Raw genomic sequence first — 16,960 nt, 5'->3', positions numbered from 1 at the left:
TTTTTTAGTCTAAACCCCGTGTTTTCAACAAAAAAAGCCTTCATTAGCACGTAAATTCGTATGTTTTATTTGTTTACTAAAATTTGTTTTATATGTTTGCTTTTATATATTTATCGCACAGATATAAAGAATAATGTTAACAAATCTTATTCTTTGTGTTAAAAACTAGTGCTTATTTTCAAGAATTCTATTGCGATTTTATATGAATACCAAAACTCTACAATTCAAAACTTCTGACGATCTTACGCTTTGGACTAACTTGAAAAATGGAGATGAAAAATCATTCTCTCTGTTGTTTGAAAAATACTATGGTGATTTGGTAAACTACGGAAATTCGCTTTCTCCAAATGCTGAAAAGGTGCAGGATTGTGTTCAGGATGTTTTTACCGACATCTGGGTTTACAAAAACGGGCTTCAAAGTTCAGTTGTAGTAAAAGCCTATTTATTGTCGAGTGTGCGCAAGCGTATTGCACGCTTGTACGAACGCGATCATATTTTCCGCAAGTCAGCAAGCACAGATTCCATTGCTTTTCTTTTAGAATTCTCGGTAGAACACGATCTGATGGATGACGATTATGCTACAAAAGAAAAAGTAGTTCATTTGAACAAATTATTAAACAATCTACCGGCAAGACAAAAAGAGGCCTTGTATTTAAGATATCACCAAGGCTTAACAGTTGATCAAATTGCCGATATGCTGGAGGTAAATTATCAATCAGCAAGTAACTTACTACACCGCGGTTTACTTACTCTTCGCAAAGAATGGAAGGGTAGTGTTTCGTTAATTCTTCTTCTTTCTTCAGTTACTTTTTAATTTTATTTATACAGAATTGAAAAAAAATCATAATTTGGTGAGTATATAATAAGAAAACCGTCCTCTATGTTTTTGTAACCCTATTTCTAGATGCAAAAACGTAATAAATATACCGAAATTGAAGATTTCTTATCTGACGAATCATTCCAGTCATGGATTTTGTTTAAAATTGACAATGATGGCTGGGAAGAATGGACATTAGAAAGTCGTAAGCGTGCTAAGTTGGTGGAAGATGCGAGAGTCTTGTTACTGGCAATGAAAGTACCAGAGCATTCAATATCTCCAGCAGATCTTCATCATGCTTTGCAGGCCACTTGGATTAAAATCGAAGAGAAAGAAAACGATAATAATTCAACTCCAATCTCAAAAATAAAATTTCTTAAAAAATATTTTCTTAGCGGTATTGCTGCGGCTTTGATTATTGGCTTAGGATCCCTTTGGTTTTACAATAACCAAATTACACCTGATAGCAAAGTAGTAACCTACAACGAACTTATCAATGAAAATAATGAGGGATTAGTAGAACAAACGAATAACTCAGACAAAGCACAGATTATTACTTTATCTGACGGCAGTTCTGTTTTGCTGCAGCCTAACAGTAAACTAAGTTATCCTAAGATCTTTACCGGAAACGAAAGAAAGGTGTATTTATCCGGCGAAGGTTTCTTTGAAATTAGTAAAAATCCTAAAAAGCCTTTTTTCGTTTACGCAAATGAAATTGTTACGAAGGTAGTCGGGACTAGTTTTAGAGTCAAAGCTTATTCTGATCAACCTAATGTTGAAGTTCTTGTTCGCACCGGTAAAGTAAGGGTAAAATCTAATGATCTCGTTTCCAGATCGGATCAGGAAGAAGTTGTTTTATTGCCTAATCAGGCACTTCGTTTTCAGAGAAAAGATTTAAGCTTTAACAAAATTACAAATATAACCCAGGATGTGGTTCTTACCCGCAGTGTCGGGAATATTGAACAACTGAGTTTTGAGTTTACAGATATTCCTGTATCGCAAATTTTTGAAACAATAGAACAGGCTTATCTCGTGGATATTGACTATCCAAAAAACAAACTAAAAGACTGTCATCTTACAACTTCTCTTAGTGACCAGCCTTTGATGGAAAAACTAAAAATTGTCTGTAATAGTATTGGTAACAATAGCACTTTTGAAATGAATGGAAATCAAATTATTATAATATCTGAAGGATGTAATTAATCTTGCTTTATAACTGTAATTGTAAAGTTGGAATTTAAAAATAAAAACAACCAAAAATAACCAAAACCAAAATTAATAATTATGCCTATGTAAAAGAGAATGCAGAAAAAAAGTGCCGAAATGCTGTAACATTATCGACACTTAAGGGAATCAAATCGCTCTCTGTAAAGAGCAATTGAGTACGTTTCTAAAAATACACTCGAATCAGTATTAATCAAAACAAACCAAAATTATGAAAAAACCAGTTGTTAAACAACGATTACTCCATCGAATCATGAAAATAACACTATTTCAGTTTGTTCTGGCACTTGTGTTTTCAAGTGTTGCCATGGCAAATGATGTAAATGGGCAAAAAAAACTAGATACTAAAGTTACAATTAATATTACAAATTTAACTTTAGACAATACATTGTCTAAATTACAAAAGTCTGCAAACGTAAAATTTTCTTACAATTCAAGATTACCACAACTGAATCAGAAAGTTAGCATAGATGCTAACGATGAAGCATTGTCGAGTATTTTGAATCGAATTTTATTGCCATTTAATATCACTTATACCGAAGTCAGCAATCAGATAATTCTGCAGAAAAATGGATCAGCAGTTCCTTTTACAAGTGCTGAAACATCAAATTCAGTATTTGAAAGCTTAACTGCTGCAGGTCCGATTATTAAGGGTACAGTTACAGATGTTAGTGGTAGTCCATTACCTGGAGCTACCGTATTAGCAAAAGGAACTAAGATTGCGGTATTAACAGATTTTGATGGTAAATTTTCTATCGAAATGCCAACTAACAGTGACAGACTTGTAATTTCTTATGTTGGAATGGAAACAAAAGAAATAGGAATAAGTAATACAAATCCGGTTATCGTTTTAAATGAAGCAGGGCAAAATCTAAAAGAAGTTGTAGTTACTACAGGTTACGAAAAAACTTCAAAAAGAACTTTTACAGGAGCAATCAGTAAAATTTCCGGCAGTGAATTAAAAGTCGATGGTGTTGTAGATGTGAGCAGAATGATTGAAGGTAAAGCTGCCGGTGTTACTGTACAAAACGTTACAGGATCTTTTGGTTCGACGCCAAAAATTACTGTTCGTGGATCTTCTTCTATTTTCGGAGATACAAAACCTTTATGGGTTATTGACGGGGTTGTTCAGGAAGATATTATCAACGTTTCATTTGCTGATTTAGCATCTGGAAATTCAGCAACATTATTAAGTTCTGCAGTAGCAGGTTTGAATGCAAATGATATTCAAAGTATTGAAATTCTTAAAGATGCTTCGGCTACTTCAATCTATGGTTCAAGATCTTTAAATGGGGTAGTAGTTGTAACTACTAAACAAGGACGTAGAGATTCTCCTCTAAAAGTGACCTATTCTGTTGAAAATACAGTGAGAACTGTACCGAGTTATACTCAGTATGATATTTTAAATTCTCAGGAATCAATGAGTATTTTTCAAGAGATGAGAACCAAAGGTTACCTTAATCAAAGTTCGTCTATTACTGCAAGATTTAGTGGTGTTTATGGTATTTTGGCTAAAGAAGTTAATCGTTATAATGAATCTAACGGTCAGTATGGTGTTAGAAATGAGCAGCCATACATCAATGAATTTTTGCAAAAATATGAGTTAGCAAATACAGACTGGTTTAAAGTTTTATTCAGACCATCTATCACACAGAATCACTCCTTAAGTTTTTCAGGTGGTGGAAAAAATAATACATTTTACGGTTCTCTAGGATACTATACAGATCCGGGATGGACTTTAGCTGATAATGTAAAACAATTGTCATCAAACTTAAAAGGAACATTCTTTATTAACGACAGATTAAACATTACTTTATCGACACTTGCTTCTATACGTGATCAGGAAGCGCCAGGTACATATGAAAGTAAAAATGATGCTGTGTTTGGTAAGATAACAAGAGATTTTGATATTAACCCTTTTAATTATGTATTAAGTACAAGCAGAACGCTTAGACCTTATGATGAAAATGGTAATTACGAATACTACCAAAACAACTGGGCTCCTATGAACATCTTAAAGGAGTTGAAAAATAATACTATGGGGATAAAAGTAAACGATATTCGTTTTCAAGCTGACATAGATTATAAAATAAATAAAAATTTGACCTATAACTTTACGGGTTCTGCGCGTTATGCCAATACATCAAGAGAGCATAAAATTTACGAAGATTCAAATGTAGTAGGGGCATATAATGCAGGTGTTGGTGCGACTCTAAATACTCAAATCCAAAAGGATAATGTGTTCTTGTACCAAAATCCAAATGATTTAACAGCACCTAAAATATCTGTATTGCCAAATGGTGGATTTTTAAGAAAATACACCAACGATATGACTTCTTATAATGTTAGAAATAGTATTACCTACAGAAACACCTTGAATGACAAACATGAATTAGAAGGTTTCTTTGGTACGGAGTTTAGATCAGTAGACAGAAATAATGACAATTTTACTGCTGCAGGAATTCAATATGAAAAAGGGCTTAGTGCTTTTATTGACCCTAAATTAATTGAAAAGTTAGTAAACGAAGGAAACTCTTACTACGATTTTGGAGCTGAAAGAGAGAGAACAGTTGGTTTCTTTGGAAAAGTAGGATATACTTACGATCGTCGTTATACAGGATCTATTACAGGTCGTTATGACGGGTCTAACAGACAAGGAGATACAGGATCATCAAGATGGCTTCCTACTTACACCTTAAGTGGTAAATGGAATATTAAAGAAGAAAATTTCATGAAGAATGTTGAATCTGTTAACACTTTGGCACTTAGAGCTTCATACGGTTTAACAGCAACAGCAGGTCCTGCTACAAATTCATTGGCGATTTACAGAAGTTTTATCACAAACCGTTTTAATACCGGAGACAGAGAAAATGCAATAAACATTTCGGATTTACAGAATGCAGATTTGACATGGGAGAAACAATTTGAAACTAATATTGGTTTAGATCTTGGATTGTTCAGAAACAGAGTACAAGTAACTACAGATGTTTACAGACGTAAAGCATTTGATCTTATTGATTATGTAATTACTTCCGGTGTTGGAGGACAATCTGTTAAACAGGGTAACAATGCTGATATGGAGACTAAAGGTGTCGAGTTTGGTTTTACTACTCAGAATATTGCTTCGAAAGATTTTAAATGGTCTACAACATTAAACTTTTCTGTTTATGATCAAAAAATTACAAAATTAGCCAACAAACCAGCAGTATTTGATTTGATAGCCTCAAATGGAGGTAACACAGTAGGACATCCTAGAAACTCACTTTATTCTTATCAGTTTACAGGTCTGAATCCTGAAGGATTGCCAACTTTTAAATTACAGGATGGTGCTGAAAATAATATTACAGAAGCTAATTTTCAGGATACTAACAATGTAATGAAATATTTAAAATACGAAGGATCTGTTGAACCAAATAAATCTATTGGTCTTGCCAATACGTTTACTTACAAAAACTGGTCATTATATGTTTTCATCGTAGGATCAGGAGGAAACAAAATCAGATTGAATCCAGTGTATAATAATGTTTACACAGATCAGACTGTTTTTACAAAAGAATTTGCAAACAGATGGATCAATCCAGGAGACGAAAACTTCACCAATGTACCAGTTATTGCAGATAGATTGTTGAATAGAAATTATGGTGAGAATGACTTACAGATTGCCTACAATACTTATAATTTTTCTGATGTTAGAATTGCAAGCGGTGATTTTGTAAGGTTAAAGAATATTTCTCTTGGCTGGGAATTTCCAAGTGATTTTAAGAGAAAGTTAGGCGTTAGCAGCTTTACCCTTAAAGGATCCGCAGTTAATCCATGGCTGATCTATTCAGACAAAAAATTAAACGGACAAGATCCTGAATTCCGTAATACAGGAGGGGTAGCTTTCCCTATTACAGCACAATATACTTTTGCAATAAATATTTCATTCTAATACTAAAATTGATTATGAAAAATATAAAAATAACACTATCACTATTATTGCTGATTGGTTTTAGCAGTTGTGATGATTTCCTTTCAGAAGTACCAGATAACAGAACGCAGATAGATACACCTGAGAAAATATCCGAATTATTAGTTACAGCCTATCCTAACGCTTCCTATTTTGCACTTGCAGAAGCTATGTCTGATAATGTTTTTGACTCAGAGTTAAAACAGGCTGCGAATGTAAACAATGATAACAGCTATAATTGGGAAATGCAAAATCAGATCGGAACAGATACTGAAAATGGATTTTGGATCGGATCATACGAAGCTATAGCGGCCGCAAATCAGGCATTGGATGCCATTGAAAAATTAGGCAGTCCAACAAGTTTAAATCCACAAAAAGGGGAGGCTTTGATTGCGAGAGCCTATTCTCATTTTATGTTGGTTTCATTATGGGCGAATCGTTACAATCCTGCAACTGCGGGATCAGATTTAGGAGTTCCGTATATTACAAAGCCGGAAACAGCCTTATTGGTACAATACAAACGTAATACAGTAAAAGAAGTTTTCGATTTTGTAGAACAAGACATTATAGAAGGTTTAAAATATGTAACAAATGATTATAAAGAACCTAAGTTTCACTTCAACAGGGATGCTGCCAGAGCCTTGGCATGTCGTTTTTACTTAATAAAAGGGGATTGGGACAAAGTTCTTGAATTTTCTGAAGGACTTGGTTCTAAACCAACTAAAATTAGAAGTTATCTTGCATTTAATGCTGTTCCTTTCTCTCAAATGTCTTTAGAATACTCTAAAGCAGAGCAAGAAACCAATCTCTTAATTGCTTATCCTAACTCAATTGCAAACAGAGCAGGTGCTTACCGATTTGCTCTTGCAGGAAATAAGTCAGATGAAATATTAGGAAATCAAACCAATATGTGGGGTAAACCAAATTTAATTAAAGCTCAGGGTCAATATTACAGCGGAGTATTGGTTGTGGTTCCCAAACTTTACGAACATTTTAAAGTTACAAACCTAACATCTGGTATTGGAGAGCCTTATACTGCTACCGTTTTACTTAGCAATGACGAGTTGTATCTGAACAGAATTGAAGCATTAGTCATGAAGAATAGGATGGCAGAAGCTAATATTGAATTAGGATACTTTTTAGGAACCAGAACATCAGGATACAATGCTGCAACAGATCTATTCAATGAATCACTAGTACAGGCTAAATATCCGGTAATCTCAAATGAGTTTACTCCGTTCTATACCTTAAGCCCACTTCAGGCTTCCTATATAAAAGCATTAGCAGAGGCAAGAAGAAAAGATTTTTTACGTGAAGGACTTAGATGGTTTGATATCAAACGTTTTAATCTGGTTGTAACTCATAATACACTTGAGTTCGGTAAAGTAATTCGAAAAAACGTTTTAGAGAAAGACGACAAACGAAGAGCGTTACAAATTCCGCTTAGAGCTTCAGATAATGGTATTGAAAAAAATCCTAGATAATTTTTAATTAAAGTATAGTATGAAAATAGTAAAAACATATAAAATAGCATTAATGGCAGGGGTTTTACTTCTAGCTTCTTGTGCTCATGAAGTGCAGCCAAAAGAAAGTCAATTTGATTTTTCAGCACTGTCAAAAACAGATTTAGATAAATGGATTGGGACCACTTTCTTAAACCCTTATAACATAAATGTATATTATGAGTGGAATCAAAATTTAGTTGATAATACTAAATATCTATTCCCACCACAAGTAGATAAAGTTCAGCCGGCAATGGAAGTGGTAAAGAAAATCTGGGTGGACAGTTACACCAAGATTGGTGGAGTGAATTTTGTAAAGAAAATTGCTCCAAGAGAATTTGTACTTGTTGGAGGTGTTAATTTAAACACTAACGGAACAGTGACTCTGGGATTAGCAGAAGCCGGTCAAAGAGTTACGCTATTTGAGGTAGATAAACTTAATAAGAAAAACAGAGCTAATGTTACACAATTTATTCACACCATTCAGCATGAATATGTGCATATTTTGAACCAGACTAAGCCATTTGATGAGCAGGCCTGGTCAAAGTTAACTCCGGTAGGTTATACTTCTACATGGTATACAGAAGCACTTTCAACTTCAAGATCATTAGGTTTTATAACCAGTTATGCAAGATTAAACATTTATGAAGATTTTGCCGAAACTGCCGCTACAATTTTAACCAGTTCAAAAGCAGAATACGATGCCATTTTGGCGGGTGTTACAGATGCTACTGCAAAAGCAAATATTAAAGCAAAAGAAGCATTGGTTGTAAAGTATTATAAGGATTCTTTTAATATAGATTTCTATGCCTTAAGAGATGAAGCTCAAAAAAACACTGATGTTGTAGTTAATAACTAAGGACAATAAATTTTATAAAAATCATATTATGAAAGCAAAAAATATATATAAGTATTTAGCGATTTCTTTTATAGCTTTATTACTGGGGTCTTGTACAAGCACAGAAGTAGACGCTAAATTTGATAAAAATGCTACAGAAAGATTAAGTTCCCGTCAAAAAGAGCTGAACGATGTTTTACTTTCATCTTCAGAAGGATGGAAAGCAGTTTATTATACAGACAGCACACAATTAGGAGGGTGGACACATTTATTTAAATTTCTTCCAGAAGGAAAAGTAGATATGGCCTCCGATTTTAATAGTCTGACAGGAACTTACAAAAGTCAGTACGAAATTCAGGTTGGTAGCACTGTAAGTTTAGTTTTTACAACCGAAAACAGAATACATCTTTTGTCTGATGCAAATAATTCTCCAACAGCCGCACTTTTAGCCAAAGGATATTTAGGAGATTTTCAATTCTTTTATTATGGACAAAAAAATGGAGACATTATTTTTAGAACCAATAGAAACGGACACGAAGTTCGTTTTGTAAAAGCGACAGCAAAAGATTGGACAGATTTAGCTAAAAACACGCCAATAATAAATGCCATAACAGGAGATGAAGTAAGCCCGCTTTATAGATTGTTACAGATTAATGATGGATCTACAGTTCAAAACTATGATTTTGATTATAATACAGCTGCGCGTTTTGGAGTGGCAACATCTTTATTGGCAGGGTCAAACGACGTTCAGAATTTAGCTTTGGCTTTTACACCAACCGGAGCTACAATAAAACCAGCACTTACAGTAAAAGGTCAAAAACTAACTAATTTTGTATACGATACCGCTACTAATAATTTTGTAGCAACCGGAACTGGCGGAGTAAGTGCAACTCTTAAATTTAGTAATGTTCCACCAAGATTAACAGATGATTATAAGATACTGCTTCCGGGGAAAATTTCTGCCAGATTTGGTTATTATGTTGATGATTATACAGAGGATGCATCAACAAACTCGCAATTGTTTATAAATGAGCTAGCAAAAATTAACGCAAGTTTACCTAAAGGTGTAACCATAACATCCGTTCAGCTTTATTTGAATCACTCGCTTGGAAATTTCATTTATTATACGTTCGCAGGTGGTCAGCCAGCAATTTTTCACTACATAGATGTTGTGGAAGACGCACCGAACCAAAAGATCATTCTAAAACATAAGTCTTGGAACGGAAACACAACTGCTGCAGCTCCTGCATTCTTGGCTAGTTTTGATAAAAATCTTGTCAATACCACTGGTGTTTTTGTCAAAAAAGAAAACTTCAAGTTAGGATATATCAATACAGTTTATACGTTTACTAGTGCATCAAGTTCATTTAGAATGACAACCTGGCTGCTTTAAGTTAAACGTAAAAATGCATTGTAGTCTTTTAGAAAGAGCAGCTACAAACTACAATGCGTTTTGTCTTTATTTTATTTTATTTTATTTTGAGTTGAGGCAGCCCTAACGGGCTGCTTTTTTAAGTGAGAAATCAGAACAACTCGTTTTACTTGATTTAAAAACCAAACTTATATGTAATTTAAGAATATCTTTAGGTCTGAAACTCAAGGGACAAAAAATGATTGAGCTAACCAACTATTAAACAACCAATTTTATAATGTTAAAAACTATTTTAAATTTCTCAGGAGTTGAAGTACTAGGCAAAGAAGAATTAAAAAGAGTAAACGGAAGCGGTGGAGTAAGATGTACTATTCCATGGACACCTTTTCCTTATAACGGACCATGTATTATGCTCCCTCCTGAACAACCTGTAGAACCAATATGCAGAGCAACAATAGATGGTGTGATTTGTGAGTAGTTTTTAAAATGTGACTTCCTTAAAGAAAAATATTCAACCAATGCAAAAAGTTGAATAAATGACTTTTAAAGAGCATTTTTTTATAGATTAAGAAAAACCGTTTCAAATTATGAAACGGTTTTTTTATGATTATCAGTAAAGAATCATTCTTAATCCTAAATTATGCCGTGACTTAATTTTTTTAAAAAGGGAATTATCATATATTTGACAAGTCATTCACAGCACCGTTTTTTACCCTTTTTTCAAGAGAAAGTAAATAGCCGGTTAGCTGGAAATAATATTAACATTAATTTTGAATATGAAATTACTAGAAGGAAAAGTTGCCATTATTACGGGCGCTAGTCGTGGAATTGGAAGAGGAATTGCTGAAGTTTTTGCTAAACATGGCGCAAACGTTGCTTTTACATACAGCTCATCTGTAGCTTCTGCAGAAGCTTTAGAAGCTGAATTGAACGGTTTAGGAATTAAAGCAAAAGGATACCAATCAAATGCTGCCGATTTTAATGAAGCACAAACTTTTGTTGATGCAGTTTTAGCTGATTTCGGAACCGTAGATATCTTAATTAACAATGCCGGAATTACAAAAGACAACCTCTTAATGCGTATGTCTGAAGCAGATTTCGATCAGGTTATCGATGTAAACCTGAAATCTGTATTTAATATGACAAAAGCAATTCAAAAAACCTTTTTGAAACAACGTTCGGGTTCTATTATCAATATTAGTTCAGTAGTAGGGGTTTCAGGAAATGCAGGACAAACAAACTATGCAGCTTCAAAAGCAGGTGCAATTGGTTTTACTAAATCTGTTGCATTAGAGTTAGGATCACGTAATATTCGTTGCAATGCAATTGCTCCTGGTTTTATTGAAACGGAGATGACTGCAAAATTAAATGAAGATGTAGTAAAAGGATGGAGAGATGGAATTCCATTAAAAAGAGGAGGAAGTGCAGAAGATGTTGCCAATGCTTGTCTTTTCTTAGCTTCAGACCTGAGTTCTTACGTTACAGGACAAGTACTTAATGTTTGCGGAGGAATGCTTACTTAAAAAAGTCTCAGTTCTCATTCTCAGTTTACAGTTTTATTCCTGATCCTCATTATTAGTTCTCAGGTTCTGAAAACTGTGGCTGTAAACTGTAAACCACAACCGTAAACCAAACAAAATATGACTATAAACACGATTCTATTAATATTACTTTCTTTAGTAATTGCGGTTGGTTTGTCGTATTTTCAATATTTTTTTAAAGCCAAAAACAAATCCAATGTGATTTGGTTTTTGGCTTTTTTACGCTTTTTAGCCATTTTTGGACTGCTGGTTTTATTGATAAACCCAATAATGACCAAAAATTCGCTTGAGATTACCAAAACACCACTTGCAATTGCTGTAGACAATTCAAGTTCAATTACCGCTTTGGAATCAGATCAAAAAGCAGTCGAACTGCATCAGAAATTAATTACAAATCCTGCGTTACGTGAAAAATTTGAAATTCAATCTTATCAGTTTGATGCCGATTTTAAGCCTTCTGAGAAATTTGACTTTAAAGGAAAACAAACTAATCTAGATGAAGTAGCTAAAAATTTAAAAAGCATCAACAAAAATCTGATTTTTCCAACCGTCATCATTACTGATGGAAATCAGACTACAGGAAACGATTATGTCTATCGTTTTGATCCTGCCAATAAAGTTTATCCTTTGGTTGTGGGAGATACAACCACTTTTTTAGATCTTAAAATCAATCAGCTTAACGTAAACAAATACGCTTTTCACAAGAATAAATTTCCGGTAGAAGTATTTCTTCAATATGCAGGAAGTCAAACCGTAAATACCGATTTTACAATATCACAAGGAGGGAAGGTCGTTGCCAAAGAAAAAGTTTCTCTTTCTCCTTCTAAAAAAACAGCAACCTTAAACTTGCTTTTACCAGCCGATAAAGTAGGTTTACAAATTTTTAAGGCAGCAGTTTCTTCAAATATCAAAGAGAAAAACAACTACAATAATATCAAGAATTTTGCCGTCGAAATTATCGATCAAAAATCGACCATTGCAATCGTTTCTGCCATAAATCATCCCGATATTGCAGCCTTAAAACGTTCGATTGAAACGAATGCACAACGTAAAGTAATCCTCGTTAAGCCAAACGATATTAACCAGTTACAAGAAGTGTCAGTTTTAGTTTTGTATCAGCCAACCACTGCCTTTAAAGCAATATTTGACAACAACAAACTGGCAGCGACAAATACCTTTATCATTACCGGTAACAATACAGATTTTAACTATCTGAACCAACAGCAAAAAAACCTAGTGTTTAAAATGAGCGGACAAAGGGAAGATTATCTCTGCGAATTTCAATCGCAATTTAATTTATTTGCAGTAGACAATATTGGTTTTGAAAATTTTCCGCCCCTGCAAAATTTATTCGGAACAGTTACAACTAACGGAAATGCATCTGTTCTACTTTCTTCAAAAATAAGAAACGTTGCTACAAACGCCCCATTATTGGCCTTTACTGAGGATCATGGAAAGAGAACCGCTTTTCTTCTAGGAGAAAATAGCTGGAAGTGGCGTTTACAAAGTCATATTGACAATCAGTCGTTTGAAAAATACGATATTTTTATAGATAAAACCATTCAGTACCTGGCTTCCACAACCACCAAAAAATCGTTGGTTGTTACGCACGAAAGCTTTTATAATTCCGGTGAGGCTATTGTCATCAACGCCCAGTATTTTAATAAAAATTATGAGTTTGACGAAAAGGCAAGACTAACTATTACAGTAACAAATACTGAGACCAAACAAGTTAAAAACTATGATTTACTAAAAGGAAACAATTCCTTCTCTGTCAATCTGGACGGATTATCAACGGGAAAGTATAACTTTACGGTAAAAGAATTGAATACAAACACGGCTTATTCAGGGCATTTTGAAATTTTAGATTTTGATATCGAAAAACAATTTGTAAATCCGGATGTTCAGAAATTAAAACAACTGGCACTTCAAACCAATGGAAAAGCTTTCTTTGAAAATCAGGCAGATGATTTAATTCAACAACTTTTGGAGAATAAAGAATACAAATCGATTGAAAAAAATGTTTCCACCAAAACCCCTTTGATTGATTGGGTTTGGCTGTTGATTTTAATTGCTTTGGTATTGACAGTAGAGTGGTTTGTAAGGAAGTATAATGGGCTGTTGTAAAGGATTTTTTGCCACAAATTTCACGAATAAACACGAATTTTATTTTCACATAAATTAGTTATTCTTTTTAATGTTAGAATCATTTTTATTAAATATGACACATTTTGATCCTGATATTTGGGGAACAGTTTCTGATTGGTTTATGTTTTTAATAACATCCCTTACGGCTTTTTATTTGTACAAAACTTTACAATCCCAAAAAGAAGTCCAAAGAACTCAAAATGAACTATTTAAAATAGAAAGCTTAAGATTTAGAGAAAGCATAAGACCTAATCTAAACTTCACAATTTCAGATAAAATAATAATACCTGAAGAAAATACTAATGGAAAAATATTTACAATTGAAATTTCTAATGAAAATGACAATACAGCTTTAGATATATCAATTGAAAATAGGCAAACTTCAAATGCGTTCCAAATTTCTATATTTCCACCGAAGCAAAAATATTTAAAAAAAGGAAGTGAACCATATTTGTTAAATTATTTGATTGAAGATTTTAATAAAAATTTAAATGATATAATATTCTGGATACATTATAAGGATATTTCAGGAACGAAATATAAGCAAGGTATCATATGTAATATTGATAATTTTGGTAATGATATCAAAGTATTATTGCCGGAAGAAATGAATTAATTTTTTTTTAAATATTAAAACTATATGGATTTCAGGCTAAAAGTATTCTACACTGTTGCAATCCGCCTTAATTTTACTAAAGCGGCATCAGAATTGTATATTTCTCAGCCAGCAGTTTCCAAACACATTCAGGAACTGGAAGAAACCTATAAAACCAAACTTTTTGAGCGTAACGGTTCCAAAATTGCTTTAACTCCGGCTGGAGAAATCCTGCTGAAACACACCAAAAGCATCTTTGAAATCTATCGAGAAATAGACTTTGAAATGAGCTCTTTTATTAACGAGCGTCAAGGATTACTGAGGTTAGGAGCAAGTACCACAATTTCTCAGTATATCATTTCGCCAGTTTTAGCACGTTTTCATCAAAAACAGAAAGACATTAAAGTCAATTTGCTCAACGGAAATACAGAACAAATTGAGAATGCCTTAATCAATAAAGAAATCGAAATAGGAATTGTCGAAGGACAATCCAAAAACCAATCGATTAAATATACTCCGTTTTTAAAAGATGAACTGGTACTGGTGTGCAATACCAAAAATCCGATGATAAAACAAAATGAACTTTCATTGGAAGATTTAAAATCGATGAAATTCATCACCCGTGAGCGTGGATCTGGAACACTTGAAGTTATAGAATATGCTTTAAAACAACTCAATGTAAAAATAAGTGATCTACAAATCGAAATGCAGTTAGGCAGTACTGAAAGCATTAAATCTTATTTGCTAAATTCCGATTGTTTGGCTTTTATGTCAATACATGCAGTAGACAAAGAACTAAAAAATAATGAATTAATGATTCTTGACGTAGCCGGTTTATCGGTTGAGCGTTATTTTTACATCATTACTTTACTAGGAAAACCGAATGCCTTGTCAGAGCTATTTATTCAAAACATCTCTTCTTATTATAACTTAGAGTTATAGCCTATCGTGTTTTACAATTGGTAATTATGATATAAACGACTGACCTTTGTACAAGAAATATCAAATTACTTATTTTGAAAACAACGCAACATACCTCGGCTCATTTATTTGAAATCAATCAACATCTGCAACAAGCATTATTTGCTTTTATAATTGTATTGTGTTTATTCTCGATCATTTCACCTCCAATAGCTTTATTACTGGGTGTAGTGCTTGTAAATGTTTTTGGGAATCCTTTTGTAAAATTCAATGCTGTAGCCATCACTTTTCTACTTCAATTTTCAGTTGTAGGTTTAGGTTTCGGAATGAATGCCACAGCAGCATTATCGGCCGGAAAAGAAGGTTTTGTACTTACCATATTTTCTATTTTCAGTACCTTAATTCTAGGGACTTTTCTAGGAAAATGGTTCAAAACCGAAAAGAAAACATCACACTTAATCTCTTGTGGAACTGCTATTTGCGGAGGAAGTGCCATTGCGGCCATAGCACCGGTAATTAAATCTAATGAAAATCAGACCTCAATTGCTTTGGGCGTTATTTTTATACTCAATTCGATAGCATTGTTTGTGTTCCCCTTTATAGGTCATCAACTTGATTTGTCGCAAAAAGATTTTGGATTGTGGTGTGCTATTGCTATTCATGATACTAGTTCTGTAGTAGGAGCGGCTAATAAATACGGTGCTGAAGCTTTACAGATTGCTACTACCGTAAAACTTGCCAGAGCGCTGTGGATCATCCCAATATCTCTTTTAACAGCGGTGCTTTTCAAGAACAAAAATTCTAAAATTAAGATTCCGTATTTTATAGGTCTATTTATTCTGGCAATGCTTTTCAATACCTATGTGCCACAAACCGCTATCCTTGCGCCACATATTGTGGCTATCGCTAAAGTTGGTTTAACGATTACTTTATTCTTGATTGGCGCTACTTTGAATGTGACCACTTTAAAATCAGTAGGAGTGATGCCTTTGTTACAGGGAATTTTTCTTTGGATATTTATTGCAGTTCTGGGGCTTGTATCTATACTATTTTTCCACTAAAGAGAAATATCTATTTCACATTCGAGAATCTAACAACAGGCTTATCAATCAGCTTATACTGTTTTCCTTTAAACGAATAATGTCTTTCGATCTCGAAATTAAACTTCTTTTTAGTTTTGGCCATTGCAACAATTTCGTCGGGTAAAATGACTTCAAATTCATCATTAGCTTGGGCAGCTTTGCTAAATGAACCACTTGTTTTAACGATAATATCCCTAAAGTGTTTTTTAACCGTATCATTTACCACCTTATAGGAACCCGACCATTCCACACTGGCAACATTGGTGAGTTTGTAATTGTAAGATTCTAAAATAGATTGGTATTTTCCGTCAAATCCGGCTATCAGATAGAGAATCCCCTCAAATGGACCGCCCGCACCACCATTTACGTGGGTGAGTGTAAAAGCGTACTGATCTTCTCCAATTTCTACCAATTTTGGAGAAGGCGCCTGAGCAAAAGAGCCAAAGGCCGCAATCCCAGGTTGAAAAGACCTCATTTGCCAGGTTTTGTTGTTTTTTGCAAACTTAGCAACGCCAACAAGTCCTCCGGAAAATCTCCCTGTCTGCAACCCGTCTTCGTCGTAAAAAGAATGATTAAAAAGAAGCAATTTAAACTGATTCCCTTTGGAATCTGTATAATCAAGAGTGCCCAAAACCCTGGTTGCAACGCCATTTTCATAAGGAAACAACTGATCGCCTTCGACACCATTGACATCAATATAGGCGGCAAGTTTGCAATTGCTGCATTTCCAGCTTATAAAAGTGTTATGGTCGGAGAGATTGTATATTTTACCCGGAAACAATTGCTGCATCGTTTTAACCGGATCGAACGGATCCGCTACCTGTAATGTTCTTTTGGTGTTTAGAATAGTATCTTGAACATTTTTCAATTCGACAATATCTTCTTGTGCAAAACTGCTGGAAGTATAGAGCAGGAAAAGAATTCCTATAGAAATCAGGCGCATATTTTTAGATTTTGATAAAAAGTAACGA

Annotated in this window: 13 protein-coding genes; 12 read left to right on the top strand and 1 reads right to left on the bottom strand. The window is 33.9% G+C overall.

The window, feature by feature from the left end; all coding sequences use genetic code 11:
* Nucleotides 1–202: 202 nt before the first annotated feature.
* The 12 genes from FLA105534_RS19500 to FLA105534_RS19445 all read left to right on the top strand — a co-directional run bounded on the left by FLA105534_RS19500 (nt 203) and on the right by FLA105534_RS19445 (nt 15,968).
* Nucleotides 203–814 carry an RNA polymerase sigma factor gene (locus tag FLA105534_RS19500; protein WP_173967759.1) on the top strand — a complete coding sequence of 204 codons (612 nt, stop codon included), beginning with the start codon at nt 203–205 and terminating at the stop codon, nt 812–814.
* 90 nt (nt 815–904) lie between these two features.
* On the top strand, nt 905–2,020 hold the full coding sequence (locus tag FLA105534_RS19495; protein ID WP_173967758.1) for a FecR family protein: 1,116 nt from the start codon (nt 905–907) through the stop codon (nt 2,018–2,020).
* Nucleotides 2,021–2,252: 232 nt separating this feature from the next.
* Nucleotides 2,253–5,972, top strand: coding sequence for a SusC/RagA family TonB-linked outer membrane protein (locus FLA105534_RS19490; RefSeq protein ID WP_173967757.1), 3,720 nt, complete (start codon nt 2,253–2,255; stop codon nt 5,970–5,972).
* Nucleotides 5,973–5,986: 14 nt separating this feature from the next.
* Nucleotides 5,987–7,474, top strand: a complete 1,488-nt coding sequence (locus FLA105534_RS19485) for a RagB/SusD family nutrient uptake outer membrane protein (RefSeq protein ID WP_173967756.1) — start codon at nt 5,987–5,989, stop codon at nt 7,472–7,474.
* A gap of 19 nt (nt 7,475–7,493) precedes the next feature.
* Nucleotides 7,494–8,351 carry a zinc-binding metallopeptidase gene (locus FLA105534_RS19480; RefSeq protein ID WP_173967755.1) on the top strand — a complete coding sequence of 286 codons (858 nt, stop codon included), beginning with the start codon at nt 7,494–7,496 and terminating at the stop codon, nt 8,349–8,351.
* A 28-nt stretch (nt 8,352–8,379) separates the two neighbouring features.
* Nucleotides 8,380–9,723 carry a DUF4302 domain-containing protein gene (locus FLA105534_RS19475; protein ID WP_173967754.1) on the top strand — a complete coding sequence of 448 codons (1,344 nt, stop codon included), beginning with the start codon at nt 8,380–8,382 and terminating at the stop codon, nt 9,721–9,723.
* A 256-nt stretch (nt 9,724–9,979) separates the two neighbouring features.
* Nucleotides 9,980–10,180 (top strand): hypothetical protein, encoded by a 201-nt coding sequence (locus tag FLA105534_RS19470; RefSeq protein WP_173967753.1) that lies wholly within the window; start codon nt 9,980–9,982, stop codon nt 10,178–10,180.
* Between the two features lie 298 nt (nt 10,181–10,478).
* Nucleotides 10,479–11,225, top strand: a complete 747-nt coding sequence (gene fabG, locus FLA105534_RS19465) for a 3-oxoacyl-[acyl-carrier-protein] reductase (protein ID WP_173967752.1) — start codon at nt 10,479–10,481, stop codon at nt 11,223–11,225.
* Nucleotides 11,226–11,342: 117 nt separating this feature from the next.
* A complete protein-coding gene (locus tag FLA105534_RS19460; RefSeq protein WP_173967751.1) occupies nt 11,343–13,370 on the top strand; it encodes a hypothetical protein in 2,028 nt (675 codons plus the stop codon).
* A gap of 94 nt (nt 13,371–13,464) precedes the next feature.
* Nucleotides 13,465–14,007, top strand: a complete 543-nt coding sequence (locus tag FLA105534_RS19455; RefSeq protein WP_173967750.1) for a hypothetical protein — start codon at nt 13,465–13,467, stop codon at nt 14,005–14,007.
* 24 nt (nt 14,008–14,031) lie between these two features.
* On the top strand, nt 14,032–14,928 hold the full coding sequence (locus tag FLA105534_RS19450) for a LysR family transcriptional regulator (RefSeq protein ID WP_173967749.1): 897 nt from the start codon (nt 14,032–14,034) through the stop codon (nt 14,926–14,928).
* A gap of 74 nt (nt 14,929–15,002) precedes the next feature.
* A complete protein-coding gene (locus FLA105534_RS19445; protein WP_173967748.1) occupies nt 15,003–15,968 on the top strand; it encodes a YeiH family protein in 966 nt (321 codons plus the stop codon).
* 10 nt (nt 15,969–15,978) lie between these two features.
* On the opposite strand, the gene FLA105534_RS19440 is transcribed toward FLA105534_RS19445, so the two are convergent.
* Entirely contained in the window at nt 15,979–16,932 is a 954-nt protein-coding gene (locus FLA105534_RS19440; RefSeq protein ID WP_173967747.1) for a hypothetical protein, read from the bottom strand.
* Nucleotides 16,933–16,960: the final 28 nt, after the last annotated feature.

This window comes from Flavobacterium collinsii, assembly GCF_902804485.1.
Taxonomy (GTDB): Bacteria; Bacteroidota; Bacteroidia; order Flavobacteriales; family Flavobacteriaceae; genus Flavobacterium; species Flavobacterium collinsii.
This window is presented reverse-complemented; position numbering and strand designations above follow the sequence as displayed.